33 protein-coding genes and 4 tRNA genes are annotated in these 25,066 nt (G+C 67.8%); 28 read left to right on the top strand and 9 right to left on the bottom strand.

Features of this window, described 5'->3' with window-relative positions:
• Nucleotides 1-168: 168 nt before the first annotated feature.
• Nucleotides 169-375: a hypothetical protein gene (locus BN976_RS33470; RefSeq protein WP_145977894.1), complete on the bottom strand. Its 207-nt coding sequence runs from the start codon at nucleotides 373-375 to the stop codon at nucleotides 169-171.
• Nucleotides 376-424: 49 nt separating this feature from the next.
• On the opposite strand from BN976_RS33470, the gene BN976_RS33990 reads away from it, so the two are divergent.
• The 4 genes from BN976_RS33990 (at nucleotide 425) to BN976_RS00110 (ending at nucleotide 4,247) form a co-directional block, all read left to right on the top strand.
• Nucleotides 425-808, top strand: a complete 384-nt coding sequence (locus BN976_RS33990; protein WP_162144931.1) for a hypothetical protein — start codon at nucleotides 425-427, stop codon at nucleotides 806-808.
• Nucleotides 809-1,262: 454 nt separating this feature from the next.
• The gene (locus tag BN976_RS00100; protein ID WP_263997081.1) at nucleotides 1,263-2,093 is read left to right on the top strand and encodes a SigB/SigF/SigG family RNA polymerase sigma factor; all 831 of its coding nucleotides are present in this window, start codon (nucleotides 1,263-1,265) and stop codon (nucleotides 2,091-2,093) included.
• Nucleotides 2,094-2,460: 367 nt separating this feature from the next.
• Complete coding sequence (locus tag BN976_RS00105; RefSeq protein WP_036366941.1) at nucleotides 2,461-2,928, top strand: STAS domain-containing protein; 468 nt, start codon at nucleotides 2,461-2,463, stop codon at nucleotides 2,926-2,928.
• Between the two features lie 110 nt (nucleotides 2,929-3,038).
• Nucleotides 3,039-4,247, top strand: coding sequence for a Fic family protein (locus tag BN976_RS00110; RefSeq protein ID WP_036366945.1), 1,209 nt, complete (start codon nucleotides 3,039-3,041; stop codon nucleotides 4,245-4,247).
• Between the two features lie 46 nt (nucleotides 4,248-4,293).
• Here the strand turns inward: BN976_RS00110 and BN976_RS00115 are convergent, their stop codons facing one another.
• Complete coding sequence (locus BN976_RS00115) at nucleotides 4,294-4,905, bottom strand: hypothetical protein (protein WP_133167794.1); 612 nt, start codon at nucleotides 4,903-4,905, stop codon at nucleotides 4,294-4,296.
• A gap of 546 nt (nucleotides 4,906-5,451) precedes the next feature.
• Nucleotides 5,452-5,781, bottom strand: a complete 330-nt coding sequence (locus BN976_RS34165; protein WP_133167793.1) for a putative universal stress family protein — start codon at nucleotides 5,779-5,781, stop codon at nucleotides 5,452-5,454.
• Between the two features lie 306 nt (nucleotides 5,782-6,087).
• On the opposite strand from BN976_RS34165, the gene BN976_RS00125 reads away from it, so the two are divergent.
• Entirely contained in the window at nucleotides 6,088-6,768 is a 681-nt protein-coding gene (locus BN976_RS00125) for a DUF5994 family protein (RefSeq protein ID WP_011779747.1), read from the top strand.
• A 62-nt stretch (nucleotides 6,769-6,830) separates the two neighbouring features.
• The gene (locus tag BN976_RS00130) at nucleotides 6,831-7,094 is read left to right on the top strand and encodes a hypothetical protein (protein WP_036366947.1); all 264 of its coding nucleotides are present in this window, start codon (nucleotides 6,831-6,833) and stop codon (nucleotides 7,092-7,094) included.
• 132 nt (nucleotides 7,095-7,226) lie between these two features.
• Here BN976_RS00130 and BN976_RS00135 read toward each other — a convergent pair.
• A tRNA-Val gene (locus BN976_RS00135) sits at nucleotides 7,227-7,301 on the bottom strand.
• A gap of 218 nt (nucleotides 7,302-7,519) precedes the next feature.
• Between BN976_RS00135 and BN976_RS00140 the strand changes: the two genes are divergently transcribed.
• The 7 genes from BN976_RS00140 to BN976_RS00170 all read left to right on the top strand — a co-directional run bounded on the left by BN976_RS00140 (nucleotide 7,520) and on the right by BN976_RS00170 (nucleotide 9,683).
• On the top strand, nucleotides 7,520-7,933 hold the full coding sequence (locus BN976_RS00140) for a DUF6636 domain-containing protein (protein WP_011779745.1): 414 nt from the start codon (nucleotides 7,520-7,522) through the stop codon (nucleotides 7,931-7,933).
• Between the two features lie 95 nt (nucleotides 7,934-8,028).
• Nucleotides 8,029-8,101: transfer RNA gene (locus tag BN976_RS00145), tRNA-Gly, on the top strand.
• A gap of 26 nt (nucleotides 8,102-8,127) precedes the next feature.
• Nucleotides 8,128-8,198: transfer RNA gene (locus tag BN976_RS00150), tRNA-Cys, on the top strand.
• Nucleotides 8,199-8,212: 14 nt separating this feature from the next.
• A tRNA-Val gene (locus tag BN976_RS00155) sits at nucleotides 8,213-8,287 on the top strand.
• A 106-nt stretch (nucleotides 8,288-8,393) separates the two neighbouring features.
• Nucleotides 8,394-8,687 (top strand): hypothetical protein, encoded by a 294-nt coding sequence (locus BN976_RS00160; protein WP_011779726.1) that lies wholly within the window; start codon nucleotides 8,394-8,396, stop codon nucleotides 8,685-8,687.
• Nucleotides 8,688-8,781: 94 nt separating this feature from the next.
• Complete coding sequence (locus BN976_RS00165; protein WP_084182163.1) at nucleotides 8,782-9,045, top strand: three-helix bundle dimerization domain-containing protein; 264 nt, start codon at nucleotides 8,782-8,784, stop codon at nucleotides 9,043-9,045.
• A 215-nt stretch (nucleotides 9,046-9,260) separates the two neighbouring features.
• Entirely contained in the window at nucleotides 9,261-9,683 is a 423-nt protein-coding gene (locus BN976_RS00170) for a hypothetical protein (protein WP_011779724.1), read from the top strand.
• A 9-nt stretch (nucleotides 9,684-9,692) separates the two neighbouring features.
• Here the strand turns inward: BN976_RS00170 and BN976_RS00175 are convergent, their stop codons facing one another.
• Nucleotides 9,693-10,010: a helix-turn-helix transcriptional regulator gene (locus BN976_RS00175; RefSeq protein ID WP_370501146.1), complete on the bottom strand. Its 318-nt coding sequence runs from the start codon at nucleotides 10,008-10,010 to the stop codon at nucleotides 9,693-9,695.
• Between the two features lie 115 nt (nucleotides 10,011-10,125).
• On the opposite strand from BN976_RS00175, the gene BN976_RS00180 reads away from it, so the two are divergent.
• Genes BN976_RS00180 through BN976_RS00210 form a run of 7 tightly spaced genes read left to right on the top strand, consistent with a single transcriptional unit; the run spans nucleotide 10,126 to nucleotide 14,009 of the window.
• Nucleotides 10,126-10,605 carry an SRPBCC family protein gene (locus BN976_RS00180; protein WP_011779722.1) on the top strand — a complete coding sequence of 160 codons (480 nt, stop codon included), beginning with the start codon at nucleotides 10,126-10,128 and terminating at the stop codon, nucleotides 10,603-10,605.
• A 49-nt stretch (nucleotides 10,606-10,654) separates the two neighbouring features.
• Nucleotides 10,655-11,374, top strand: a complete 720-nt coding sequence (locus tag BN976_RS00185) for a Clp protease N-terminal domain-containing protein (protein ID WP_036366951.1) — start codon at nucleotides 10,655-10,657, stop codon at nucleotides 11,372-11,374.
• Nucleotides 11,375-11,409: 35 nt separating this feature from the next.
• The gene (locus tag BN976_RS00190) at nucleotides 11,410-11,892 is read left to right on the top strand and encodes an RNA polymerase sigma factor (RefSeq protein ID WP_199558868.1); all 483 of its coding nucleotides are present in this window, start codon (nucleotides 11,410-11,412) and stop codon (nucleotides 11,890-11,892) included.
• On the top strand, nucleotides 11,889-12,491 hold the full coding sequence (locus tag BN976_RS00195; protein ID WP_011779719.1) for a methylated-DNA--[protein]-cysteine S-methyltransferase: 603 nt from the start codon (nucleotides 11,889-11,891) through the stop codon (nucleotides 12,489-12,491). Before BN976_RS00190 ends, BN976_RS00195 begins: the two co-directional genes overlap by 4 nt.
• Nucleotides 12,492-12,519: 28 nt before the next feature.
• Entirely contained in the window at nucleotides 12,520-12,945 is a 426-nt protein-coding gene (locus BN976_RS00200; RefSeq protein ID WP_011779718.1) for a PPOX class F420-dependent oxidoreductase, read from the top strand.
• A 48-nt stretch (nucleotides 12,946-12,993) separates the two neighbouring features.
• Entirely contained in the window at nucleotides 12,994-13,488 is a 495-nt protein-coding gene (locus tag BN976_RS00205; RefSeq protein WP_199558869.1) for a hypothetical protein, read from the top strand.
• Nucleotides 13,473-14,009 (top strand): GNAT family N-acetyltransferase, encoded by a 537-nt coding sequence (locus tag BN976_RS00210; RefSeq protein WP_036366963.1) that lies wholly within the window; start codon nucleotides 13,473-13,475, stop codon nucleotides 14,007-14,009. The genes BN976_RS00205 and BN976_RS00210 overlap by 16 nt, the downstream gene beginning before the upstream one ends.
• Here BN976_RS00210 and zapE read toward each other — a convergent pair.
• Nucleotides 13,985-15,022 (bottom strand): cell division protein ZapE, encoded by a 1,038-nt coding sequence (gene zapE, locus BN976_RS00215; RefSeq protein ID WP_036366965.1) that lies wholly within the window; start codon nucleotides 15,020-15,022, stop codon nucleotides 13,985-13,987. The genes BN976_RS00210 and zapE overlap by 25 nt on opposite strands.
• Nucleotides 15,023-15,056: 34 nt before the next feature.
• On the opposite strand from zapE, the gene BN976_RS00220 reads away from it, so the two are divergent.
• The 7 genes from BN976_RS00220 to BN976_RS00250 all read left to right on the top strand — a co-directional run bounded on the left by BN976_RS00220 (nucleotide 15,057) and on the right by BN976_RS00250 (nucleotide 21,117).
• Complete coding sequence (locus BN976_RS00220; protein ID WP_011779714.1) at nucleotides 15,057-15,851, top strand: pyrimidine reductase family protein; 795 nt, start codon at nucleotides 15,057-15,059, stop codon at nucleotides 15,849-15,851.
• A 24-nt stretch (nucleotides 15,852-15,875) separates the two neighbouring features.
• Nucleotides 15,876-17,435: an alpha/beta fold hydrolase gene (locus BN976_RS00225; protein WP_011779713.1), complete on the top strand. Its 1,560-nt coding sequence runs from the start codon at nucleotides 15,876-15,878 to the stop codon at nucleotides 17,433-17,435.
• 35 nt (nucleotides 17,436-17,470) lie between these two features.
• Nucleotides 17,471-18,736, top strand: a complete 1,266-nt coding sequence (aftC, locus tag BN976_RS00230) for an arabinofuranan 3-O-arabinosyltransferase (protein ID WP_011779712.1) — start codon at nucleotides 17,471-17,473, stop codon at nucleotides 18,734-18,736.
• A gap of 10 nt (nucleotides 18,737-18,746) precedes the next feature.
• Complete coding sequence (gene msrB / locus BN976_RS00235; protein ID WP_011779711.1) at nucleotides 18,747-19,157, top strand: peptide-methionine (R)-S-oxide reductase MsrB; 411 nt, start codon at nucleotides 18,747-18,749, stop codon at nucleotides 19,155-19,157.
• Between the two features lie 213 nt (nucleotides 19,158-19,370).
• Complete coding sequence (locus BN976_RS00240) at nucleotides 19,371-20,159, top strand: type III PLP-dependent enzyme domain-containing protein (RefSeq protein ID WP_011779710.1); 789 nt, start codon at nucleotides 19,371-19,373, stop codon at nucleotides 20,157-20,159.
• Nucleotides 20,156-20,587, top strand: a complete 432-nt coding sequence (locus BN976_RS00245; RefSeq protein WP_036366972.1) for a hypothetical protein — start codon at nucleotides 20,156-20,158, stop codon at nucleotides 20,585-20,587. Before BN976_RS00240 ends, BN976_RS00245 begins: the two co-directional genes overlap by 4 nt.
• Nucleotides 20,581-21,117 carry a DUF6611 family protein gene (locus tag BN976_RS00250; RefSeq protein ID WP_145977895.1) on the top strand — a complete coding sequence of 179 codons (537 nt, stop codon included), beginning with the start codon at nucleotides 20,581-20,583 and terminating at the stop codon, nucleotides 21,115-21,117. The genes BN976_RS00245 and BN976_RS00250 overlap by 7 nt, the downstream gene beginning before the upstream one ends.
• A gap of 113 nt (nucleotides 21,118-21,230) precedes the next feature.
• Here BN976_RS00250 and hemQ read toward each other — a convergent pair whose 3' ends face one another.
• From hemQ to hemE, 3 genes are read right to left on the bottom strand one after another with little or no spacing between them, the layout of a single operon-like run.
• Nucleotides 21,231-21,935, bottom strand: coding sequence for a hydrogen peroxide-dependent heme synthase (gene hemQ / locus BN976_RS00255; protein ID WP_036366974.1), 705 nt, complete (start codon nucleotides 21,933-21,935; stop codon nucleotides 21,231-21,233).
• Between the two features lie 39 nt (nucleotides 21,936-21,974).
• A complete protein-coding gene (locus tag BN976_RS00260) occupies nucleotides 21,975-23,336 on the bottom strand; it encodes a protoporphyrinogen oxidase (protein WP_036366976.1) in 1,362 nt (453 codons plus the stop codon).
• Nucleotides 23,333-24,397: a uroporphyrinogen decarboxylase gene (hemE, locus tag BN976_RS00265; protein ID WP_011779706.1), complete on the bottom strand. Its 1,065-nt coding sequence runs from the start codon at nucleotides 24,395-24,397 to the stop codon at nucleotides 23,333-23,335. The genes BN976_RS00260 and hemE overlap by 4 nt, the downstream gene beginning before the upstream one ends.
• A 130-nt stretch (nucleotides 24,398-24,527) precedes the next feature.
• Here hemE and BN976_RS00270 point away from each other — a divergent pair, with 130 nt between their 5' ends.
• Complete coding sequence (locus BN976_RS00270; RefSeq protein WP_234935589.1) at nucleotides 24,528-25,064, top strand: DUF3000 domain-containing protein; 537 nt, start codon at nucleotides 24,528-24,530, stop codon at nucleotides 25,062-25,064.
• The last annotated feature ends 2 nt before the right edge of the window (nucleotides 25,065-25,066 follow it).

Here is a 25,066-nt window from a genome sequence, read left to right on the forward strand (position 1 = left end):
CTTACCGGGAACATCCGATCACGTTGCACGCCTGCGCACTTCACCATGGGACACACCGAGCCGGCGGCACAGGACGTCGTCGAGGACAGCGGCGTAGATCAGCGCGATTCCTGTCACCCGCTGTTGCCGCAGGCCGGATAAGTGAAGATTTTCTCTCTCACTCCACTTTCAACGGCCGGCACTCGCCGAGACGATGTCGACGCGGAAGGCTTCATCGCCGGGCGCACCATCGCGTACTCGCTTCAGGACGGCGACGCCGACCACCAGCCCGGCACCGATCAGCCCGGGCCAGAACAGGAACTGGGCCAGGGCGATCCTGCGCTGCACCCGAAGACCGCGACGGACCAGGGAACGACCACGACGGATGACTCTCATGGTGCCGGACTCCTCTCCGTAGGGATCCGACGGCCTTACCCCGCCAACGGTGCCGGCAAACGCGGTTTGCGCCTGCCGCCCCGGGAGCGAGGAGCATGTCTCCACGACGGCGGTTCTTGCGGTCTTCGGCCTCGCCTTGGCGATGGCGCTGGTGTCGCGCAAGGGACGTTGGACGGTCTCCTCTGCCCTGCTGACCGGACGACGAGCGCCGCCGATGTTTGGTTTTGACCAGTTCGGCAATTCCTCTCAGGACCACACCACCTCGGATCGGAGCACAATGATCATCCTCGGAATCATCCTTCTGCTGATCGGCTATTTCACCGGCCTCTCGATCCTCTACACCATCGGCGGAATACTCGTGGTGGTCGGCATCGTGCTGTGGATCCTCGGCGCCGTCGGCCGCCCCGTCGGCGGACGAAAAGTCTGGTTTTAGCCGCTCAGCGGTCGAAAACGGTCGTTCGATCGACGCTCCGGCGGCCAATCCTGCAGTCCCTCCGGGTTGCACATACCGAACCGACCCGTATTGTCATTGGAAGGTGATAGAAGTGAGTCACCGCGTTCGAGAGGTAAGTCCTTGAGCCTCCAGGAACTTTGCGTCTCATCGGTGACTACCTACCGCAGCAAGCGCATGTCGAGAACCCGGCGTGATTCGTTGGTCCGAATGCCAATCGCTAGTGAGCGGTCCACAACGTAGACGAGGGTGCTCACTCCCGTCAGATGACTCGCCCGCAAAGGAAACAGACGGCGAGCAATGTCGCGACCCAACCGAACGATCCATCGTCTCGGTTTACCCACCGGGGTCGGCGACCCTGGGTCATACCCCAGACCCAGCACCGAGCACTCCATGCGTCGCGTTTCGAGACCCGAAAGCCGTTACTGTGCAGACAATTGAACGTTCCAAGACTGTTGAACACACCAACACCGTCGACCACACCAAGCCCCGAAACACGCGCTCGCGCAGCCGCAGCGCCTACGACGACGTCGTCGACATGTTCCGCGAGTTGGCACTGCTCGACGAGGGATCCGCGCCATACCGACGCCAACGCGACGCGATCATCGAACGCTGCCTACCGCTGGCCGACCACATCGCGCGCCGGTTCCGCGGCCGCGGCGAAGCGCACGAGGATCTCGTGCAGGTGGCGCGGGTCGGGCTGCTCAACGCCGTCAACCGCTTCGACGTCGATTCGGCCAACGACTTCCTGGCCTTCGCCGTACCGACCATGATGGGCGAGGTGCGTCGCTACTTCCGCGACCACGGTTGGTCGCTGAAAGTCCCGCGACGCCTCAAAGAACTCAACGTACGACTCAACAGCGCGCGGTCCGAGCTCACCCATCAACTCAATCGCGCACCGACCCCGAGCGAACTCGCCGAGTTCCTGGGAATGGAGCGGGACGAAATCGTCGAGGGCCTCGTCGCGGCCAACGCGTATTCCACCCGGTCCACCGAGCAGGAGACGATGCGCACCGGCGATGGCGACGGTTTGACGCTTCTGGACACGATCGGCGGCCCCGACGAGGGCATCCAGCGGGTCATCGACATCCAGACGGTGCAGCCGCTGCTGGCGAAGCTCCCTGCCCGTGACCGCCTCGTTCTGCAGCTGCGCTTCTTCGACAACCTGACGCAGAGCCAGATCGCCGAACGGATCGGCGTCTCACAGATGCACGTGTCGCGGCTCCTCGCCCGGGCGTTGGCGACGTTGCGCGAGCAGATCGGCTGACAGCAGCGGCGGCTTAGCGCAGGATTTGCCAGCATTGCGCAGCAGGTGATCGACACCTGCGGAAACCACGCGGTAGTGGCAGCGCACACCGGACGCGACGACTAATTCCGTAGCGCGCCTAACGATGACTGGCAGTTTTGCCGCCGCGAGTGGATCCGCAGATCCACGAAACACCTTCCCAGGGCAAGGATCTGGGAAATGTGTTCAAGTCGACGACAGGCTGCGAAATTCGTACTACCCTTTGCGGTGGTTGAGTTCCCAGCCCGCGCAGGCGCCCGATCGGCGCAGCCTGAGTGCGGTAGCTGGCCGGCAAAGACGTCGGGATACCCCACAAGGCTTCTCTGCAACGACACTTGTGGAAGTGAGGATGGTCGCCGTCGGTACCAAAACCATCTACCGCCCGCGCACCGCGGTCACGGATGAGCAGGAGCGATGCGGTCATGCGACGTTCGCCGTACGCCGGTGTTCTGCGCACCGGATGGCCATCGCGGTGATCGGCGAGATCGACGCCGTGAACGGCCGGGCGCTGGGCCGCTACGTCGAACGCCACACCCGCATCTCCCGGCAACTGGTGCTCGACCTGCGGGCCGTGGATTTCTTCGGCAGTCAGGGCTTCACCGCGCTGTACTACATCAGCGTGCACTGCGCGCGCAGCGACGTGGACTGGGTGATCGTCGGCAGTCCCGCGGTGCGACGCCTGCTCGCCATCTGCGACCCCGACGGCGAACTGCCACTGACCGACGCACTGTCCTCCGCGCTGGCGCGGCTCGACCGTCTGGCGCACGGCGGCCAACATCTCGTGTGGACTGCTAAGTCCGGGTGGCACGCGCGGTGAGCTGAGCCCGTCTTGGACGACGTCGTCGCGAACCGGGACGCGCGCCTCCACGGATCCCAGTTCGGGCCGATAGCATCACTTACAACCACAAGTGATGCTAACGTCGAGGTATGGCATCAGTTAGCTCCGGCACCGCGATCGGGTACGAGTCGCTGACCTGGGATGCGCCCGTCGAAGCAGGCTACGGACTGGCGGACCTCCGTGCGGCGCAGCGACAAGCAGGAAAGTACGAGGCAGCGGTCCCCGCCTCCATCGCCGACCTCACCGTGGCATTACCCGCGGGAGTCCTGGCCGACGCTGAAGAAGCGAGCAACGAGATCACCCGTTTCGATGCCGAACTCGGCGACGAGATCGCCCCGTTTTCCGCGGTCTTGCTGCGATCCGAGTCAGCGGCAAGTTCGAACATCGAGAATCTGACCGCATCAGCGCGCGCCATCGCCGAGGCCGAAGCCCTCGGCGACACCAGTCGGCGCAATGCCGCTCTCATCGTGTCCAACACCGAGGCGATGAAGGCGGCCGTCGCACTGGCCGACCGACTCGATGAGAACGCGATCCTTGCGATGCATGCCGCCCTCATGCGTGACAGCAATCCCGCCTCGGCCGGCCACTGGCGCACTGAACAAGTCTGGATCGGTGGCGGTAACTTCGGCCCCCGGGGCGCCGACTACGTGGCTCCACACCACGCCCGCGTTCTCGACAGCATCGAAGACCTGATCGCCTTCACCCGCCGCGCCGCCATGCCGACGCTCCCCCAAATCGCCATCGCCCACGCGCAGTTCGAAACCATCCACCCCTTCACCGACGGCAACGGACGTACCGGACGCGCGCTCATTCAGGCGATGCTGCGGCATAAGCGACTCACGCGGCAGATCACCGTCCCGGTCTCGGCCGGGCTACTCACCGACACCGATGCCTACTTCGGCGCCCTCGGGTCCTATCGCGACGGTGATCCCGCGCCAATCGTCGAGCGGCTTTCGGAAGCATCAATGTTGGCTGTTGCCAACGGGCGTCGACTGGTCGCCGACCTCAGGTCACTTCGCGAAGAATGGAACGCCAGGATCATCGCCCGCCGAGACTCCGCTGTCCATCGGGTCGCCGACCTTCTCATCAAACATCCCGTCTTCAACGCGCGACTTCTCCAGCGCGAACTCGGCGTCAGGACCGGAAACGCGCGCCGATACGTCGATCCACTGACCGACGCCGGGATCATCGTCGAATTCACCGACCGCGCGCGCAACAGAGCCTGGCGCGCGCCCGAGGTCTTGAGTGCCCTCGACGACTTCGCCACGCGGGCGGGACGTCGCGGCCGGCCCGATTGAGTCGGTAGACCTGCGAACATCGGATTCGGCGAAATGCGGGACCGCGTCACGCCCGCTTCACGTCCAACCACGCGCGGCGTGTGGGCTCGATGACCAGGTCGTTGGCGTGGTGCAGGACGTTTTCGGCCCACAGCCCGATGCCGGCCACTCCCAGTTGCGGCCACCAGTTCGCGGCCACGTCCGAGACCTGGCGAATGGGGATTCCGTTGGCGACCGCCGCGAAGTGCAGCCAGACATCATCCGCGTGCGGACACACCGCGGCAAAGGCGTCGCCACGACGCCGCAGCACCGACAACAGTTCCGGCGGGTAAGCGACACCGGAGACACCGGTCGCGAACACTCGATCGGACGGTTCGCTGGTCGTGCACATGGGCCAGCCCGCGTAGGGGGCGTCGGAGCGGATCCGCGCGCGATAGGCGGTGACCTCGCCATCGCGATGCGCGGCCACCAGCCTCGACAGCCAGGTCCGCGGGTAATAGACGTCGTCATCGGCGGTGACCAGCGTGCGCGTCGGTTCCTGCGCCATGACGTAGGGAAAGTACTTGTTGTGGGGGCCGAAGTCCCCGCAGTGGTTGATCTCCAGGCCACGCCGCACCAGGCGCCGCAGCGTGCGGGGAGGTTTTCTGACCGCGGATTCGTCGGCCAACCAGAGGATCACGCGCCGAGGGCGTTCCACACCGCGCCCGATCGTTTCGATCGTCTTCCACACGGTGCGAATCCGCACTCCGTGACTTGCCAGCGAAACATCTGCGTCGCAGGTGCCGACGATTGGTTTTCGGGAACGATGGTTGATGACGCGAAGCCACCACCCGTATCCCGTGAGCTGGAAAGGCAGCAGGATCCATCTGAGCGGCCCGCCCGGAAAAACACCGTCGTTCGTCACGTTCGGCATCCCATACCAACCTCCCGCGCTTACTGTGCCAGAACGGTCGACCTGGTGCCGGGTGCAAGTGAAGCATCCTGGTCTGGATGGCGACCTCGGCCAATCCACCTGATCAGGCGAAAAGGCCACCCGCGTACAGAGTTTGAGTGATGCCGGCCTGGTGTTGGCCGAGTGTTTACCGTCAGCCACCGCACGCAGCCGCTGCGCCCGGTGGGCACTCGGTTACCGCGGCTACCGATGGAATCGACTGCGGAAGTGGATTATTCGGCAGGCCCCAACTGGCGGCCGGGTGGTTGCCACGACCGCGCGGCCAGCTGTGTGCTACGCCGGTGCGGACGAACCAGACCCGTGTTCATCGTCGTCATCGGGTTCGAACTCGTCGAACAGTTCAGCGGTGACCTCGGCGGAAACGACCAGCGAATACGCCTGCGCGAGTCTGAGCAGTTTGACGTCATCGGCCTTCGGCGCCTGATCCCGTATCGCCTTGAGCAGTTCCTTGGCAGCTTCATCGGCCAGTTCGTTGAGGTCAGCCATGATCAGTATCCCTTGTGCTCGAGGTCGTCCTACTGCGACAAGGTCGACCGTAGCGCCGAAGGTGCGGCGCGTTGCCTGATTCACTGGGCGGTTAGCTGTCGGCCAGGTGAGGTTCACCGTCGGCGCCTCGCCGGCTCCGGCGGTCCGGAAGTCGGATTCGATCCGGATGGACGCCCGAGTCGCGCGCCGTCGCGGATGGGAGCGCGGATACAGCGATCGCGACCATCAATGCCGACGACCCCCTGTCGGCCGAGCCCTGCCGGGTTGTCTCCGACGCCGTCTGCCGCCGTTCAGCGATCCTTCAGACTGCGTTCACGGCAGGTTCGTCACCGGCGGCAAGAGCTGGAAAGGATAGCCGAAAGTCCCTCCCGCACAGGACTAATGGCATTATCGAGCTGCCTGTCCGACACCAAAGCTGAGTGCATGGCCAACACACCTCCCCCGTCGTCGAATTCCGTCGGCACGACCCCAGTTGATGTTCCCATGTCAGGTCGGCTGCGCCTCACGCGCGGGCGGGCACCCTCAGAGCACATCGATGGCGCATGGTGGCCGACCTCCAAGCGACTCGACGACCAACTGCCCGATCTCGTGGCCGCGTTGCGCGACCGCATACCGTCGGTGGCTCTGGTTGGGTATCGCCGCGATGGATGGATCGCCCCACCGCAGGTGGATCTCGGCGACGGTCATATCGTCCAGCTGCTCAGCTTTGCCAGTGACGAGCCGCCCACCATCATCGTCATCGGCGAGGACGGTCACCATCTGACGCTGCGCGTGATCGACCCCGACACCGACCGACACGACGCCCAAGTCGCCCTCGACGAGATACCCCGCAGGTCAGATTCGCAGCGGCTGAGCCGGCCGGCCGCTCGATCAGTGGCCGAGGTGGCCAAGAAGCTGGCCGACCATGAAGGCCTCAATCAAGTCGAGCGCAATGCCGAACTCCTCCGCTGGTGTGAGGACGCAGCCACGCAGTTCGACGAGGCCAGAATCCAGACATTCGTCCCGATCCTCGTCGAACACATCGTCAACAACCGCATCCACCGGGAACGCCGCGCCGCCCGCGACCGCACCCACGACACGGAGGCACCGCAGACCACCAGCTAGCCCAACACGAGTTCATCGGCGGTGGCGGACCGTCAATCGACGCACGCGTTAGAGTTGACCTGGTGCGAAGTGAGAAGGAACTCGCCGCGGAATCTGATTTGCTGCAGGCCATTGAGTGCTGCGCTTTCCTCGGCGCTGAGCGCAAGCATCTCGCCGAGCAATCGGCGCGCCTCGAGGCCGTGGCCGCCGCGACGCTGTCCACCGGCGGCGACGTTTCCGGGCTGAGGCGGACTATCCGGCAAGTCGACAGCGATCTGCGCCAGATCGATCGCATGCTTGAAGCGATCGAATCGCGCTTTCCCGCGGCGGTCCAACGCCGGGCCTAGCCAGTTCGGTATTGGTGGAGCACTTGACGAATGCGGAACTACGTCGCGAATCGCCCAGCCGCGCTTGACCCGAGCACAGGTCGTCCCAGCACGGGCCGGGGCGACAAAAGTAGCCTTTTCCCGGGATATTGATGGTGGTCCCGGCTGGGTTCGAACCAGCGACCTTCCGCGTGTGAGGCGGACGCTCTCCCACTGAGCTACGAGACCGGGGCGTTCGACGAGTCGAACGAGGCAGAAGACTAACACGCGGCGCGCTCGACCCGGGAATCCGCTGGTCGGCGCAATCTCGGCGTCGCGCCTCCCAACAGGGGTTTTCCCGGTAATCTGCCCGCAGGGAGCCGCCGGGTCGGCCCGGCGCCGCAGGGCACCTACCGCCAACGCCGCCAAGGCGATTCGGTACGGGAGATCGGCTGAGGAGAAGCACCATGAAGCAGGTGGTCGTTGCGGCGGCGTTGGCCGGAACCGCACTTCTGGGCCCCGCGCCGGTGGCCGGGGCCGACATCGTCGGGTTCACCTCGCCCAGCGGCAACATCGGATGCATGCTGGACGACGACATGGTCCGCTGCGACATCGCCGCCCGCGACTGGGCGCCTCCCCCACGGCCGGCCGACTGCCCGGACTTCACCGGCTTCGGGCAGGGGATCTACCTGGAATCCACCGGCCACGCAGCGTTCGTCTGCGCCGGGGACACCGCAATGAGCAGCGGACCACCCCTCGATTACGGCCAGGTCCGGGCCGCCGGCGGGATCAGCTGCACCAGCGAGCCGTCGGGCATGCGCTGCGCCAATTCCGACGGCCACGGCTTCGTGATCTCACGGCAGGCATACCAGCTGTTCTGAACCGCGGCGCGCCGTGCGAGCAAGGGATTTGTGTATGCCCAGCTGCCTGGACTATCGTTCTGCATCGCGACGGGCGACGATCTCGCCCGTGGCGCGCGGATGTAGCGCAGTTGGTAGCGCATCACCTTGCCAAGGTGAGGGTCGCGGGTTCGAATCCCGTCATCCGCTCGAGGATGCAGTGGCATCAACCCAGCGGTGGAGTGGCCGAGTGGTGAGGCAACGGCCTGCAAAGCCGTGCACACGGGTTCGATTCCCGTCTCCACCTCCGAGATGTTCCCGGCGCGATTAGCTCAGCGGGAGAGCGCTTCCCTGACACGGAAGAGGTCACTGGTTCAATCCCAGTATCGCGCACCACAGTCACCATGAAGGCCCGGGCAACCCGGGCCTTCGTCGTATCCGGAGTTGATCGTCCCGGTTCGCAGCGTCCACACTTCATCGAACATATGATCGAATCGTGGCCATGCAGAAGATCGGGCACGGCGGCCAGCCTCTCCGCCCCGTCTTCCGCCGCGTGCACCCCCCGAGGGCTGTCCTGGTCGACCTGATCGCCCTGTTTCCGCGGGAGCCGCACTGCGAGGACAGGTATCACCCGAAGGGTCTGCAGATGGATGCGATCGTGGAGGGGAAGCTGACCTGCTGGGGCCTGAGCGAGCAAGGCCGGTGGTGGGGCCTGGTCACCTACCCCATCAGACACGGCAGCGAGAAGGACCCGGTGACCCACTGGGTTCCGGCGTCGGTGCTGCGGCTCAAGTAGCGGCACGTAAGTCACGTCCGCCCTGGCGTTTTGACGTTCACCACACGTTCACCGCATCGCCGCAGGACGCCCGCACGCCAAGGCTTGCGACAAATTGACCGGCGCGAAGAACGACGGCAGGCTGACCGCCGTGATCGCGTTGACCGAACAGCAGATCATCGATCAGCTCACGCAACGGCTGGCCGATGCCCACAGCGACATCGAGCCGGCACTGGTCGCCAAGGTCGTGTACGCGCAGTACGCCCGCTTCGAGGGCCTGCCGATCCGCGACTACGTCCCCCTCTTCGTCGAGCGCAACGCCGCCGCCGAACTGACCAAGCGGACGGCCCGAGTCCTCAGTTTCGAAGCAGAGACATAACTGTCTATTAGGTGCTTCTCAGGTTCGGCCCATAAGTTCGACAGTGTTCGGTTGCCCCCCAACCGAGCAGGACGAACCCGATACGCTCGGCCCGCCACCAACCCCCCGGGTGGCGGGCCGAGATCTTTCCCGGGATCGAAATCTCACAACACCCGCCCGCCACCGGCTAATGTCGCGGTACGCCGAACGGTTCCTGGACAACGTGGGGGTGGAAGATGATCCGCGAAATGCTCGCAGCGGCGGCACTCGGCGGCGCCGCGCTGTGCGCCGCCCCCACAGCGCCTGCGGAACCAGGGCCGATGTACCCCGACAATCCGGGCCGGTATGCCACCGACGTGCCGGGGATGGTCTACGGCGCGCACCTGACCGCGCCCTGCACCAACATGGACCGCTTCACGTTCGGGCGCGGCCCCGGCGGCGAGGCGCTGCAGTGCCGGTGGATTCCCAACCAATGGCCACCGATCTACACCGGCTTCTGGCAGACCAGCTATCCGCTGGTCGGCGTGCGCGACATCGGAAGCCCCTGCCCCCAACGGCAATCGGCGGCCCAGGCTCCCGACGGCCGGCCGCTGGTCTGCATGGGCGGCCAAGGGTGGCAGGCCGGAAAGTTCAACGGAGTCGGCTTCACCCCGATGTGACCAGGGCCCTCACGAGGAGCGCAGCGTCCGACTCGGCTCGGTGCCGAACACCTCTTTATAGGCGCTGCTGAAGCGCCCCGGATGGCTGAAGCCACACCGCCCGGCGATCGAGGTGACCGTGTCATAGGCGGGGTCGGCCGACTTGAGTTCCTGGTGCGCCCGCTCCAGCCTGACCCTCCGCAGATACTCCAGCGGCGTCGTCGCCATGTGCTCGCGGAACGCGTACTGGATGGCCCGCGGGGTCACGTCCGCCGCCGCGGCGATATCGCGGATCGTGATGTCGTACTGGGCGTTTTCGTGGATGAAGTCCAACGCGCGCCGCAGCATGCGCGGCTGCGTCGAAGATCTGTCGCTAGCCCTCACCATTGACCCGGTGTTCCCGGACTTACGGCAAGACGAAACGCGACAGTGACCCATGCCACTGGCGTGACACCATGAGGCAATGACCGATCGCATCGAGGTACCCCGCACCATCGCCGCGCCGGCGAGCGAGATCTTCTCCGTGCTGCGCGATCCGCAGGGCCACGTCGCGATCGACGCCACCGGCATGCTTCAGGACGCCGACGGCGATCCCGTCCGCGCCGTTGGCGACACCTTCGTCGTCCACATGGACCGCGAGGCGCTCAACGACTTTCCCGAACTCGGCCGTTACGACGTGACCGTGCAGATCACCGAGTACGAGCAGGACAGCCTGATCGCCTGGACCATCCTCGGCCGGCTCAGACCCCAGATCGGCCACGTCTACGGCTACCGCCTGGAGCCCGCCGAGCAGGGCACGCTGGTCACCTCCTTCTACGACTGGTCCGGCATTCACCAGCAGTGGCGCGAGGCCGGCATCTTCCCGGTGGTGTCCGAACTCGCCCTGCGCGGCACGTTGGGCATCCTCGACCGGACGGTCCGGCGCGGCTACCGTCGCGGCTGATCGTCAACTTACGGTTGACGATCACGCTCCGTCAACCTACGGTTGACGCATGAACGATTCCAAGATCAGTCATCCGGTGCGGCTCGACGACCTCATCGACGTGATCAAGCAGGTTCATGACGAACCGCTGGAACAGCTGACCGACGCGGTGCTTGCCGCCGAAGCGCTGGGCGAGGTGGCCGACCACCTGATCGGGCACTTCGTCGATCAGGCCCGCCGTTCCGGCGCCTCCTGGACCGAGATCGGCAAGTGCATGGGTGTCACCAAACAGGCCGCGCAGAAGCGGTTCGTGCCCAAGACGCCCACCGACACCGGCGCGCTCGACCCCGACGCCGGATTCAGCCGCTTCACCCCACGCGCGCGCGCCGTGATCGTCGAGGCCCAGAACAAGGCGCACGACGCCGGCAACCCGGAGATCCTGCCCGCCCACCTGATCCTCGGCCTGTTCGCCGACCCGACCGGCCTGGCCGCGCGACTGGTCGCAGGCCAGGGTGTCGATCTCGCTGCGGTCGCCGACCACATCACACTGCCGGCCAGGGTCGACGGTGTCCCGGCGCTCATCCCGTTCGACACCCGTGCCAAGAAGGCGCTCGAGTTGACGTTCCGGCAGGCGCTTCGGCTGGGCCACAACTATGTCGGCACCGAGCACCTGTTGCTCGCCCTCTACGAAGAGGAGGACGACGACGGCGTGCTGCACGGCCTCGGCATCGACTTCGACCGATTCGAACGTGAGCTTCGGGAAGCACTGGAGGCATTCTCCGGCCAGTGATCTCACATTCGTGCCGCCCCGGCCGTCTTCATGATGTGAAGGTGCGACCGTTCGAAGAGGTGGTGGCCCACCACGGCGCCACGGTGCTGCGGGTGTGCCGCGCGGTGGTCGGCGCCGCGGACGCCGAGGACGCGTGGTCCGAGACGTTCCTGTCCGCCCTGCGCGCCTACCCCGACCTCCCCGAAGACGCCAACGTCGAAGCCTGGCTGGTGACCATCGCCCACCGGCGCGCCCTCGACGTCGGGCGGGCGCGTGCCCGACGCGCGGTGCCCGTCGAGGCGGTGCCTGAGCGCGCCGACGCGCGCGCCGACCCGGCCGCCCGCGATCCGGACCTGTGGACGGCGCTGCAGCGACTGCCCGCCAAACAACGCCATGCCGTGGCCTACCACCACATCGCCGGGCTGCCCTTCACCGAGATCGCCGCCATCCTGGGCAACTCCCCCGACGCCGCGCGCCGGGCCGCCGCCGACGGCATCAAGAACCTGCGCGCACACTATCGTGAGGACGAAAAGCCATGAGCATCAACATGTTCGACGTAACCGAAGCAGACGACGCCGACACCCTGGCCCGGTTGCACGGCCGCCTGACCGCCGCGGCCGACGCCGACGGCCTGCTCGATGTCGCCTACCGCACGATCGACTCCCCCGTCGGCAGCCTGCTGTTGGCGGCCACGCCGGTGGGGGTGGTGCGGGTGGCCTTCGACGTCGAGATCCACGACGCCGTCCTCGCCCGGCTCGCCGAGACGCTGAGCCCGCGCATCCTGTACGCACCGCACCGCCTGGACGCCGTCGCCCGGCAGCTCGACGAGTACTTCGCCAAACAGCGCACCACCTTCGACGTGCCCGTCGATCTGCGCCTCGCCGACGGGTTCCGGCGCAGCGTCGTCGAGCACCTGCGCGACATCGGCTACGGGCGCCGCGAGAGCTACGCACAGGTGGCCGCCGCGATCGGCAGCCCCCGCGCCGTACGCGCGGTCGGCACCGCCTGCGCACACAACCCGCTTCCCGTCGTGATCCCGTGCCACCGCGTCGTGCGTTCCGACGGGACCATCGGGCAGTACGTCGGCGGCCCGCACGCCAAGACCGCACTGCTCGATCTGGAGGCGGTCCGGGAATGAACCGGCGTCCGGCGCCGTAGAAGATGCCATGAGACTCAACGACGCAGCCCGCGACCTCATCGGCAACGGCGCCGATGCCACGTTGGTCACGTTGAACCCCGACGGCAGCCCGCAGGTCAGCCTGGTCTGGGTGGCCCTGCAGTCCACCGCCGACGGCGACGAGCTGGTGTCCGCCCATCTGGCCGACTACAAGAAGCTGCGCAATGTGCGGCGCGACCCCCGCGTCGCGGTCACCATCGTCTCGACCGGCGGCGTCACGGGCGTCATGCGGCCGTACCTGTCGATCACCGGAACCGCGAGGGTGGTCGAGGGTGGAGCGCCCGAGTTGCTCGCCGACCTGGCACGGACACTCGCCGCGCCCGGCACCCCGTTCCCGCCCGCCGACGCACCCCCCGGTTTCCTGACCCGGATCCGGATCGACAAGGTCGGCGGAGTCGGCCCCTGGGCGCCCTGACCGCCGAGACCATCCAGGCGACCGGCCGGGTGTGCGATCATGCCAGGCATGCGTCGCTGGCTCGTACTCCTGACCGTCATCCTGGCGACATTCGCCGGTGTCGCCGCCCCGTCGGCGTCGGCCGCCGAGATCCCGATCGGGCGCCTCGGCGACACGCTGCGGGTCGAGTACGAGGGCCTGGTGGCCGACGTGTCGGTCAACAACATCGCGCCCTCGCCACCGCCGCCGGGCTTCGGCTATCCGCCGCGCGCGCCGCGCTATCAGGTGTTCCGCGCCGACATCACGGTCACCCCGGTGAAGGTGCCCACGCCGTACGCCATGGCGATCACGTTCTCGTTTCGCGGGGTGACCCCGACCGGTGACGCCTATGAGTCACGCAACAGCGACGCTCCCGACGCGCTGCAGCACATGATGCAGAACGCCGTCGCGGGCCAGACCTTCACCGGCGGCGTCTGGTGGGACTGCTACCGCGACCTGGTGTCCAATGTCGTGCTGCTGGACAAGATCACCGGAATCCGCCTGGCCCAGTGGAACGTGGCCTGAGGGTCGCACCGGCCACCGCCGACCAGGTCGCCGAACTCGCCGACGTCGCCGCGCGCACCTTCCCGCTGGCCTGCCCGCCGTCGGTCGGACCGGACGACGTCGCGGCGTTCATCGCCGAGAACCTGTCCCGCGAGCGGTTCGCCGACTACCTGGCCGACCCTGACCGTGCCGTCCTGACCGCGGTCGCCGACGGTCGAATCCTGGGCTACGCCATGATGATCCGCGGCCTGCCGGACGACCCGGACGTCGCGTCGGCGGTGACGGCGACACCGACCGTGGAGCTGTCGAAGATGTACGTGCTCCCCGAGGTTCACGGCGGCGGCGTTGCCGCCGCGCTGATGAGCGCGGCGCTGCAGCACGCGCAAACGCTGGGAGCGGCGTCGGTGTGGCTCGGGGTGAACCAGCGCAACGAACGCGCACAACGCTTCTACGCCAAGCACGGCTTCACCGTCGCGGGCACCAAGACCTTCCGGCTCGGCGGCCACTGGGAGCAGGACTACGTGATGGTGCGCTCGGCCTGACCGGCGGCGGTCAGCGCCAGCAGCCGGGACGTGGCGCGCAGATACTTCTTGCGGAATCCGCCCTCGAGCATCTCCTGGCTGAAGATGGTGTCGAGCTTGGTACCCGACGCGACCACCGGGATGCCGGCGTCGTAGAGCCGGTCGGTCAGCGACACCAGCCGCAGCGCGACGTTCTGATCGTCGATGGGGTGCACGCCGGTGACGAACACCTGCGAGACCCCCTCGATCAGGGTCAGATACCGCGACGGATGCATGGTGGCCAGATGCGCACACAACGCGTCGAAGTCGTCCAGCGTGGCGCCTGACACCTCACCAGCGCGCCGGGCCACGTCGTCGTCGCTGGGCGGCTCCGGCGCGGGCGGCAGGTCGCGGTGCCGGTAGTCCGGCCCCTCGATCCGCACGGTGGTGAACATCGCTGCCAGCGTGTGGATCTCGCGGAGGAAGTCCTGCGCGGCGAAGCGGCCCTCGCCGAGCTGTTCGGGCAGCGTGTTCGACGTCGCCGCCACCGACACGCCGCGCTCGACCAGAGCCGACAGCAGCCGCGAGATCAACGTGGTGTTGCCGGGATCGTCGAGTTCGAACTCGTCGATACACACCAGCACGTAGTCCGACAGCAGGTCGATGCACTCGAGGAAGCCGAACACCCCGGCCAACTGCGTGAGCTCACCGAAGGTCGCGAACGCCTTCTTGCCGGACACGGCGTAATACGACGACGCCAGCAGGTGCGTCTTGCCGACACCGAACCCGCCGTCGAGATACACGCCGACGCCGGGGAGTACCTCCCGCTTGCCGAAGAGCTTCTTCCTGCCGGCCCGCCGCTGCTCGGCCTGCTCGCAGAACTCGCGGCACGTCTGCACCGCCGCCGCCTGCGACGGCTCGGCCGGATCGGGCCGGTAGCTGTCGAAGCTGACGTCGGCGAACGTGGGCGGCGGTATCAGCTGAGCGATCAGTCGTTCCGGTGTGACGCTGGGCTGTCGATCCACCAGATGTGCGACATCACTGGACCCGTGCATGCAGGCACCTTAACGGCGTGTTCTGATTCTGCGTATGTCCGGCGACGGTGACGGGACGCAGTTCACACTGCTGGGCCGAATCGAGGAGCTTGGCGCAGAAGGCGTCGCGGCACACTACGGCTACCCCGACGGCCTGCAGTCCTGCTGGGTGCGCGCCAACATGATCGCCTCCGTCGACGGCGGCGCGACCAGCGGCGGGAAATCCGGCGGCCTGGGCGGCGACGGCGACCGCGCACTGTTCGCGACCCTGCGCGACCTCGCCGACGTGATCGTGGTCGGGGCGGCCACGGTGCGGGTGGAGAACTACTCGGGGGTTCAGCTCGGCGCCGCCGAACGGTTGGCGCGGCAGCGCCGGGGGCAGGCCGAAGTGCCGCCGGTCGCGGTGCTGACCCGGTCGGGATTGCTGGACAGGGACGCCAAGCTGTTCCACCTCACCGACGTTCCACCGCTGATCCTGACGTCCTCGGACGCGGTCGAGGACACCAGGCAACGGCTGGGCGCGGTCGCCGAGGTGGTCGACGCCTCGGGTCCGGCACCGGACTCGGTGGATCTGCGCACCGCGCTCGATCTGCTCGCCGAACGCGGCCTGGTCCGGGTGCTCACCGAGGGCGGGCCGGGCATCCTCGGCATGTTCACCGAGCAGGATCTGCTCGACGAGCTGTGCCTGACAGTGGCGCCGCTGCTCCTCGGAGGGGGCTCGGCGCGCATCGTCACCGGTCTCGGCGAGGTGCGCAGCGACTTGGCGCTGCTGCACGCGCTCACCGACGACCGCGGCTTTCTGTACCTGCGCTACGTCCGCGACCGCCTGGCGCGGGACGCGGAACGGTAGCGGCCGGTCAGTACTGTGGTCCCCATGCGTCGTCTGGTGCCGGCTGTCGTGCTGTCGATGGCCGTCGTGCTTCCGCTGGCGGCCTGCTCCCCCGGCCTGGCCGCCAACCCGCGCTTCGCCACCGACTCCGGCGCCGGCCCGCAGGGTTCACCGCAGACCAGCGATCAGCCGCCCGGGCCGCCCGGCGTCGAGGCTCCGAAAAACGACCTGTCCTGGCGGGACTGCACCTCCCGGGTGTTCGCGTCGGCGGCCGTCCAGCCGCTGGGGGGAGTCAAGCTCGACTGCGCCAGCTACGACGCCGACCTCGATCCGATCAACGGCGCCACCGGAACCGTCAGCATCGGGGTGGTGCGCGCGACGTCGGTCGAAACCCCGGCCGACGCCGGCCCGCTGGTGATGACCACGGGATCGGACCTGCCGTCGTCGGTCCAGCTTCCGGTGTGGCTGTCCAGAGCCGGCTCGGATGTGCTGAAGAGCCACCCGATCGTGTCGGTCGACCGCCGCGGAATAGGCATGTCCGGTGCGCTGGACTGCCGCGACCTGTTCGACCGCCAGGAGATGTTCGAGCAGGCCCAGTTCCAGTCCGGTGACGACCCCGTCGCGAACCTCGGCGCGATCACGATGACCGCGACCACCAGCTGCACCGACACCATCGCCCCCGGCGACTCGGCCTACGACAACTCACACGCCGCCGAGGACATCGAGCGGCTGCGCACCACCTGGGACGTGCCGACGCTGGCGCTTCTGGGCATCGGCAACGGTGCGCAGGTCGCCCTCGCCTACGCGGGCTCGCACCCGAACAAGGTGGCCCGTCTGGTCCTGGACTCGCCGCTGCCGCTGGGCATCTCGGCCGAGGCCGCGACCGAACAGCGCGTCAAGGGTGAGCAGGCCGCCCTCGACGCGTGGGCGGCACAGTGTGTGGCGACGAACTGTCCCCTGGGCCCGGACCCCAAGGCCGCCGTCGACGCACTGCTGACCGCCGCGCGACAGGGCAACGGACCCGGTGGGGCGTCGGTGGCCGCCGTCGCCGACGCCATCTCGACGGCGTTGGGCTATCCGCGGGGCGGGCGGGTCGATGCGGGCACCGAGCTGGCGTTGGCCATCGCCGACGCCCGTTCCGGCGACACCAACCGGCTGAACAATCTCATCAACCAGGCCGAGACGCTGCGCCAGACCGACGGTCAGTTCGTCAACACCTGCAGCGACGCGCTGAACCGGCCGACCCCTGACCGGGTCCGGGAACTGGTCGTCGCGTGGGGCAAGATGTACCCGCAGTTCGGCACCGTCGGCGCGCTGGACATGGTGAAGTGCCTGAACTGGCCCAGCGGCAGCGCGCCGAAAGAGCCCAGCGAACTGGAGATCCCGACCCTGCTGCTCGGCGTCGCCAACAACCCGATCGTCGGCAACGAGGGCGTCGCCGCGGTGGCCGCGACCGCGATCAACGCCGGCTCCTCCAACCGGCGGGTGATGTGGCAGGGCATCGGGCACGGCGCGACGATCTACTCCTCGTGCGCTCTGCCCCCGGTGCTCGAATACCTCAAGAGCGGTGAACTGCCGTCCACCGACACGTACTGCCCGGCCTGACGGTTCACCGGGTCCGCTGCGGTACGGTGCGGGGCGTGCGCGATCTTGTTCTGACCGCTTTCCGGCCCCGCACGTCCCCTCCCACGACGGCGTCTGTGCTGCGGTCGATCCTGTGGCCGCTGGCGATCATGGCGGTCATCCACCGCAGCTATGTGCTGGTCTTCAACCGTTACATCACCGACGATTTCGCGCCGGTGTACCGCGCGGTGATCAACTTCAAGTTCGGTTGGGACATCTACAACGAGAACTTCGGCCACGTCGACCCGCACTATCTCTATCCGCCCGGCGGAACGCTGATCATCGCGCCGTTCGGCTACCTGCCCGAGGTCGCGTCGCGGAACTGGTTCATCTTCTTCAACACGGTCGCGATCGTCCTCGCGGGCTATTTCCTGCTGCGGCTGTTCAACTTCACGCTCGCCTCCGTGGCGGCACCCGCGCTGCTGCTGGCGATGTTCTGCACCGAGAGCGTCACCAACACGCTGGTGTTCGGCAACATCAACGGCGTCATCCTGCTGTTGGAGGTGCTGTTCTTCCGTTGGCTGCTGGACGGCAACCGCAGCCACGAATGGTGGGCCGGGGTGAGCATCGGGTTGACGCTTGTGGTGAAACCGCTGCTGGCCCCACTGCTGCTGCTGCCGTTGCTCAACCGGCAGTGGCGCGCGCTGGTCACGGCGTTCGCGGTGCCCGTCGCGTTCAACCTTGCGGCGTGGCCGCTGATCAGCGACCCGATGAACTTCGTCACCCGCACCGTGCCCTACATCTTCTCCACCCGCGACTACTTCAACAGCTCGATCCTGGGCAACGGGCTCTACTACGGACTGCCGATGTGGCTGATCATGTCGCTGCGGATCGCGTTCGTGGTGCTGGGCGCGGCGGCGCTGTGGCTGCTGTACCGCTACTACCGCACCCGCGATCCGTTCTTCTGGATGCTCACGTCTTCCGGCGTGGTGCTGGTGACCTCGTGGCTGGTGCTGTCGCTGGGCCAGGGCTACTACTCGATCGTGCTGTTCCCGTTCCTGATGACGGTCGTGCTGCCGAACTCGGTGATCCGTAACTGGGTGGCCTGGCTGGCCGCCTACGGATTCCTGACCATGGATCGCTGGTTGCTGTGGCAACTGCCGACCACCGGCCGCGCCCTCGAATACCTGAAGATCACCTTCGGCTGGTCACTCATGTCGGTGGTGGTCTTCTCGGTGCTGCTGTTCCGCTACCTCGACGCCAAGGACGACGGTCGCCTCGACGAGGGCATCGATCCGCCGTGGATGAAACAGCTCACCCCTGCGGACAAGGCCGCCGAGTAGCCTGGCAATCATGACAGGCCCCAAGCTCGTGCTCAGTGACGACCAGTGGCGCGAACGGCTGACACCGCAGGAGTTCGCGGTGCTCCGTCAGGCCGGCACCGAGCGCCCGTTCACCGGCGAGTACACCGACACCAAGACCGACGGCGTCTACCAGTGCCGCGCCTGCGGTGCCGAGTTGTTCCGCAGCAGTGAGAAGTTCGAATCACACTGCGGGTGGCCGTCTTTCTTCGATCCGGCCGACTCCGATGCGGTGCTGCTGCGTCCCGACGACTCGCTGGGCATGCGCCGGGTGGAGGTGCTGTGCGCCAACTGCCACAGCCATCTGGGGCACGTGTTCGAGGGTGAGGGCTATCCGACGCCGACGGACCAGCGCTACTGCATCAACTCGATCTCGCTTCGCCTGGTTCCGTCGCAGTCCTGACCCCGATACCGGGACGAGTCCACCTGCGCGATCTGGCAGCGATACCCCGCGCCGGCGCCCGATGAGCTGTGGTGGCTGCGCGTCAAGGTTCCGTCAATGTCGCCGTCCCAGCCGTTAAGAGCCCGCTAGGCGACTGGCTTCACCGTGCCCGCAGCGCCACCGTGGAGGGTGAACACCTGGACACGAGGTCCGGGGCTGGAATGAGAAGGTTCGGTGACGATCTCCGGAATTGTGCTGTCCCTGTTCGCCAACGGCAAGGCACAGGCGCGTCCACCCGCGACTACCCCGGCCGACACCGATGCGGTCCGGCGCTGCGCCCTGTACCGGAACTGCTTTCCATCGATGGACGTCGCCTACCCGGCGCTGGTCGTGCGCGACCACACCGTCGCGAAATGGGTGCGCGCGCACGACGTTGCCGTGCACGTCCGTACCAGCGAGGAACTCGGCGCCGTGATCTCGGCAGGCGTGCACCCTGCCCGCCTGACGGTTCACGCCGACGGGGTCCTCACCAACGAACTCGTGTTCTGCGCAGCCAGTCTGGCGGTCGGCCACATCGTGGTGAACTCCGTCGATCAGATCGAGATCCTCACCCGGGCGATCGGCAGGCAGCGTCGACAAGCCGTCTTGGTGAGAATCGTCGACACCGCCGCGAACGGGGAATCCTACGCGGCCATCCGCGCCGTCCTCGCCGGCGCACGGCTGAGTCTGATCGGCTTGCACGCCGACATCGGCTCGGCCGCAGCGGACTTCGTGAGCTACCCGGCCGCGGTCGGTGACCTGATCTGCACGATGCACCGCTTTCGTCAATCTCACGGTCGGGTGCTGACCCGACTGAGCCTCGGTGGTGTGCCCGCCCCGGCCGACGATTGGGTGGCCGAACTCAGCCGGCAGGCCGCCGTCATCGATCAGTCGCTCGACGACGCCTGTCTCACAGTCGACTTCCCCCGCCCCACGGTCACGGTGTCGGCATTCACCGTCGCGAGCGGGAAGCGTGCAGCATGATCGCACTACCGTTCGGCACGGCGACGGCCGCACGCCTCGACAACCGCGTCGGCCATGCCGCGGTGTCGCGGAAGTATCAGGAGTACCAGCGCGCGATCATCGATCTCTCGGTCTGCACCGATCCCCATCTCGCGCTCCGCGTCGCCGCATCGAGGCTACTCGAGCTCATCGGTGTGCACCATCGACTGCCGACCCCCCTGTCGGGTGAAGCGGCAGAGGAAACTGTGACAGCGATGGTTGCCTGCGTCTCCTGCTTACGTCGTCATCATGGCCAGATCGCGACTCGGCTCAGCTTCGCCGGACTGATGCCCGACCACAATCTGGCACCGAGAGGCCTGCGCGCCGCCGCCGAGAAGCTGGAATCCCTCGTCGAGGATGCATGCGCCCGATTCCGTTACCCGCGACCGGCTTTGGTGGTGCAGTGCTGAGGCGAGTCGTTCGTCGGGTGCTCGACGGAGACGCACAGTGGGGCTCGCTGACCATTCAACCCGACCGATTCGGCACCCGCTATCACCTGGTGGTCTACCCGCCGGGCATCACCGCGACCGAGCGGCGCCGTGTGCGGATCTGGCGGGGCTGGCCGTTGTGGGGGGCCCTGCTGTGGATCCTGTCGCAGATGGTGCTGATCCGGCACCTCGACCCCTGGTCCGCTCTGTTCGCCTCGGCCGGACTGGTTGTCGTCACCGCCGCCACGGCGTGCGCGATGGCCGGTCCGGCGCGCGCCCGCGTGCACACGCTCGCGGCGACCTTGCTCCCACGCCAGTACGACCCCGTCTCCAAGGCCTTGTGCACCACGATGCACCAGCTGGCGAGAACCTTGCGCGAAGCCGACTCTCAGCGCGCACAGGGTGTGATGAGCCCTGCACAGTTCGAGATGACGTGGTGGCGGGTCTACAACGAGATGGCCGTCGTGGCGCATGCATGTATCCGTGACTCATCGCCGGGAGCCTCTCAATGAGTACCTGCCGACGCTGCATCGGGGCCTCAGCCGCGTCAACTGGATGTACCTGGCCACGGTGACCGCCCTCGCGGTGATCCTGCATGCGCCGCGCAGGGCATGCCGACCAACCATCAGGGCAGCGCGGCGACCAACTGCTCGACCGACACCCGGGGGCCGGTGAAGAAGGGGGTCTCCTCGCGGACGTGGCGACGCGCATCGGTGGCGCGCAGGTCACGCATCAGATCGACGATGCGGTGCAACTCGGGCGCCTCGAAGGCGAGCAGCCACTCGTAGTCGCCCAGCGCGAACGCGGGAACCGTGTTGGCGCGCACGTCCTTGTAGCCGCGCGCCGCCATCCCGTGCTCGGCCAGCATCCGGCGGCGCTCCTCGTCGGGCAGCAGATACCACTCCAGTGAGCGCACGAACGGGTAGACGCAGATGTAGGCGCCGGGCTCTTCGCCGGCGAGGAACGCCGGGACATGGCTCTTGTTGAACTCGGCCGGACGGTGCAGGGCCACATTGCTCCACACCGCGGTCGAGGCGCGGCCGAGTGCGGTGGTGCGGCGGAAGTCCGAGTACGTCTTCTGCAGCGCTTCGACGCTCGCGGCGTGCGTCCAGATCATGAAGTCGGCGTCGGCGCGCATTCCGGCGATGTCGTAGATCCCGCGCACCACGACTCCCCCATCCTCCTGACGTTTCAGGAAGGTCGCGGTGTCGTCGACCACCTTCGCACGGGCTTCGTCCGCGGTGTCCAACGCGCCGGGCGTGACCGCGAACACCGAGAACATCAGGTAGCGGATCGTCGCGTTCAGTTCGTCGTAATCGAGCTTGGCCATGTGCCCATCGTGCCACGCACCCTCAGGCGCCCCCGCACGTCACCGCCCGTCGACTACCAGGGCGGCCACCGCCCTGGTCGCCGCTGCGACACAGGCAGGCACCCCGATCCCGTCCAGGTACGCGCCGGCGACCGCAAGCCCCCCGGGGAGGCCGGCACGCAACTCGGCGACCAGCGCGGCGTGCCCCGGTCCGTACTGCGGCAACGCGTCGATCCAGCGCACCACCCGCGAGTCCACCGGCTCCACCGAGATCCCGAACAGAACGGAGAGATCCTGTGCCGCCCACGCCAGCAGATCCTCGTCTCCGGTGCTGCGCGCGAGATCGTCGCCGAAGCGGCCGTAGGACAGCCGGACCATCTCCACGTTGGCGCGCCGCCCCCACTTCTTCGACGACAACGTGACGGCCTTGGCGCGGAGCCGGCCCTGACCCGCGACGAGCACTCCGGACTGCTCCGGCAGCGGGGTCCCGCCCGGCAGTGCCAGCGCCACCACCGCCGCCGAAGCCACCGGGATCCGGCGTGCGGCCGCGGCGGTGCGCGGAGCAATATCGGCGACCAGTGCCGGCAATCTGGGAGCCGGCACCGCGAGCACCACGGCGTCCGCCGGCCAGCGGGTGCCCTCGTCGTCGAGCACCTCCCAGCCGCGCGCCCCGCGGCCCACGCTGCGCACGCTGACCTGCGCCCACTCCAACCCCGACCGGCGGACCAGCTCGTCGACCAGCACCTGATACCCGCCGTCGATCGCGCCGAACACCGCGCCGGCCTGCGGTGGCGGCAGCGCTCTGGTCACGGCCTCGGTGAGACTGCGCGCTCCACCGTCGAGCGCCGCGGCCACCGTCGGTGCGCCCGCGCGGATACCGATCGTGGCGGCCGAACCGGCGTACACCCCGGACAGCAGCGGGTCGACCGAGCGGATCACCACCTGCTCGCCGAAGCGGTCGCCGACCAGTTCGGCCACGGACGGGTCGGCGCCCTGGCACCAGGAGAACGGGCGGCGCGGTTCGTCGAGCATCCATCGGATCGTCGCGTCGTCCACGAGGCCGGCCAGCGCCTCCGGGCGCGACGGGATTCCCTGCACGGTGTCCTTGGGCAGCGGGTGCAGCCGGCCCTCGCTGTAGATCAGCGGCCGCGCGCCGGAGGGCACGATCTGCCTGCCCGACAGTCCGAGCTCGCCCAGCAGCGCCGGCACCTCCGGCCTGCGGGCGACGAAGGCCTCCGCTCCGACATCGAGCAGCTGTCCGCCGATCCGTTCGGTGCGCAACACCCCGCCCAGCCTGTCTGCCGGGTCGAGAAGCGTGATCGATGCGTCCGGACCGGCGGCCACCCGAAGCCGGCAAGCGGCGACCAGCCCCGAAATACCGCCGCCGACAACACAATACCGCGCAGGGACGGCGGTACTCACAGCTCGTGCACCAGTGCCACCGTGTCGGTGATCACGGCGGGGTCGGTGGCCGGCAGCACCCCGTGTCCGAGGTTGAACACGTGCCCGACCGCACCGGCGTCAACCGCCCGTCTGCCGTCCTCCACGACGGCCCGCACCGCACGTTCCACCACCGGCCAGCCCGCGAGCAGCACCACGGGGTCCAGGTTGCCCTGCAGCGCGGTGCCCGGCCGCACACGTGCGGCGGCGTCGGTCAACGACGTGCGCCAGTCCACGCCGACCATCGCGGGCACCCCGTGCCCGGTCACCGCCTCGGACATCGCGCCGAGCAGTTCGGCGGTGCCGACCCCGAAGTGCGTCATCGGCACCCCGGCCCCGGCCAGTGACGCGAACACCCGCGCGCTGTGCGGCAGCACATAGGTGCGGTAGTCGGCCAGCGACAGCGTGCCGGCCCAGGAGTCGAACACCTGGATGGCGTCTACCCCGGCGTCCACCTGGGCGCGAAGGAACGCGATCGTGATGTCGGTCAGCGCCGTCATCAGCGCGTGCCAGGTGGCGGTCTCGCCCAGCATCATCGCCTTGGTGCGCTCGTGATTGCGGCTCGGACCGCCTTCGACGAGATACGACGCCAGCGTGAACGGGGCGCCGGCGAAACCGATCAGCGGAACGTCGCCCAACTCCCCGACCAGCCGACCGATCGCGGTGGCCACCGGGTCCACCCGCGAGGGTTCCAGCGGCCTGATCGCGGCAACGTCGTCCGCCGTACGGACCGGCTGCGCGATGACCGGGCCGACGTCGGGGACGATGTCGAGGTCGATACCCGCCGCGCGCAGCGGCACCACGATGTCAGAGAACAGGATGGCGGCGTCGACACCGTGCCTGCGCACCGGCTGCAGCGTGATCTCGGTGATCAGGTCGGCGTCGAAGCAGGCCTGCATCATCGTGTTCTTGGCCCGTAGTGCGCGGTATTCGGGCAGCGACCGACCCGCCTGTCGCATCATCCACACCGGCACCCGGAGCGGCTTGCGACCGGCGACTGCGGCCAGGTACGGGGATTCGGGCAGCTCGCGGCGCGTGTTCATCGCCCCCCATGGTGCCATGCCGGGTCGGGCCCGAATCGGCGCGCCATGAGCACAGACCTGCCCGAATGGGCTAGCGTCAAACGCCGTGACCACCGCCGAACCGGCTCAATTCCGTGAAGCGGTGGCGGCGATGACTGCCACCACCGTAAGACCGGAGATCGAGCTGGGCCCGATCCGGCCGCCGCAGCGCCTGGCGCCCTTCAGCTACGCGCTGGGCGCCGAGGTCAAGCATGCCGAAACCGCGGTCATTCCCGAGCGGTCCGAAGGCGACGCGTTCGGGCGGCTCATCCTGCTGCACGACCCCGAGGGCGCCGAAGCGTGGGACGGCACGATGCGGCTGGTCGCCTACATCCAGGCGGACCTGGACTCCACCGAGGCCGTCGATCCGCTGCTGCCCGAGGTGGCTTGGAGCTGGCTCGTCGACGCACTGAACCAGCGAGCCGAGCACGTCACCGCGCTGGGTGGGACCGTCACGGCCACCACGTCGGTACGGTACGGCGACATCTCGGGGCCGCCCCGCGCGCATCAACTGGAGCTGCGCGCCTCCTGGACGGCCACCGATCTCGAACTCGGGCCGCACGTGGAGGCGTTCTGCGAAGTGCTCGAGCACGCCGCAGGCCTGCCGCCCACCGGGGTGACCGACCTGAGCTCCCGCACCCGCGCCTGAAC

The organism is Mycolicibacterium austroafricanum (assembly GCF_000612725.1).
Taxonomy (GTDB): Bacteria; Actinomycetota; Actinomycetes; order Mycobacteriales; family Mycobacteriaceae; genus Mycobacterium; species Mycobacterium austroafricanum.

Coding starts and splice junctions, on each gene's coding strand:
- BN976_RS00175 (WP_370501146.1), bottom strand. CDS start 10,010: ATGCTGCGGCGCGCGTTGGACTTCATCCACGAAAACGCCCAGTACGAC.
- BN976_RS00245 (WP_036366972.1), top strand. CDS start 20,156: ATGATCGCACTACCGTTCGGCACGGCGACGGCCGCACGCCTCGACAAC.
- msrB (WP_011779711.1), top strand. CDS start 18,747: ATGACAGGCCCCAAGCTCGTGCTCAGTGACGACCAGTGGCGCGAACGG.
- hemE (WP_011779706.1), bottom strand. CDS start 24,397: ATGAACACGCGCCGCGAGCTGCCCGAATCCCCGTACCTGGCCGCAGTC.
- BN976_RS00105 (WP_036366941.1), top strand. CDS start 2,461: ATGGTCGCCGTCGGTACCAAAACCATCTACCGCCCGCGCACCGCGGTC.
- BN976_RS00170 (WP_011779724.1), top strand. CDS start 9,261: ATGATCCGCGAAATGCTCGCAGCGGCGGCACTCGGCGGCGCCGCGCTG.
- BN976_RS00220 (WP_011779714.1), top strand. CDS start 15,057: ATGTCCGGCGACGGTGACGGGACGCAGTTCACACTGCTGGGCCGAATC.
- BN976_RS00195 (WP_011779719.1), top strand. CDS start 11,889: ATGAGCATCAACATGTTCGACGTAACCGAAGCAGACGACGCCGACACC.
- BN976_RS00140 (WP_011779745.1), top strand. CDS start 7,520: ATGAAGCAGGTGGTCGTTGCGGCGGCGTTGGCCGGAACCGCACTTCTG.
- zapE (WP_036366965.1), bottom strand. CDS start 15,022: ATGCACGGGTCCAGTGATGTCGCACATCTGGTGGATCGACAGCCCAGC.
- BN976_RS33470 (WP_145977894.1), bottom strand. CDS start 375: ATGAGAGTCATCCGTCGTGGTCGTTCCCTGGTCCGTCGCGGTCTTCGG.
- BN976_RS00225 (WP_011779713.1), top strand. CDS start 15,876: ATGCGTCGTCTGGTGCCGGCTGTCGTGCTGTCGATGGCCGTCGTGCTT.
- hemQ (WP_036366974.1), bottom strand. CDS start 21,935: ATGGCCAAGCTCGATTACGACGAACTGAACGCGACGATCCGCTACCTG.
- BN976_RS00180 (WP_011779722.1), top strand. CDS start 10,126: ATGACCGATCGCATCGAGGTACCCCGCACCATCGCCGCGCCGGCGAGC.
- BN976_RS00185 (WP_036366951.1), top strand. CDS start 10,655: ATGAACGATTCCAAGATCAGTCATCCGGTGCGGCTCGACGACCTCATC.
- BN976_RS00270 (WP_234935589.1), top strand. CDS start 24,528: ATGACTGCCACCACCGTAAGACCGGAGATCGAGCTGGGCCCGATCCGG.
- BN976_RS00160 (WP_011779726.1), top strand. CDS start 8,394: ATGCAGAAGATCGGGCACGGCGGCCAGCCTCTCCGCCCCGTCTTCCGC.
- BN976_RS00125 (WP_011779747.1), top strand. CDS start 6,088: ATGGCCAACACACCTCCCCCGTCGTCGAATTCCGTCGGCACGACCCCA.
- BN976_RS00200 (WP_011779718.1), top strand. CDS start 12,520: ATGAGACTCAACGACGCAGCCCGCGACCTCATCGGCAACGGCGCCGAT.
- BN976_RS00205 (WP_199558869.1), top strand. CDS start 12,994: ATGCGTCGCTGGCTCGTACTCCTGACCGTCATCCTGGCGACATTCGCC.
- BN976_RS00110 (WP_036366945.1), top strand. CDS start 3,039: ATGGCATCAGTTAGCTCCGGCACCGCGATCGGGTACGAGTCGCTGACC.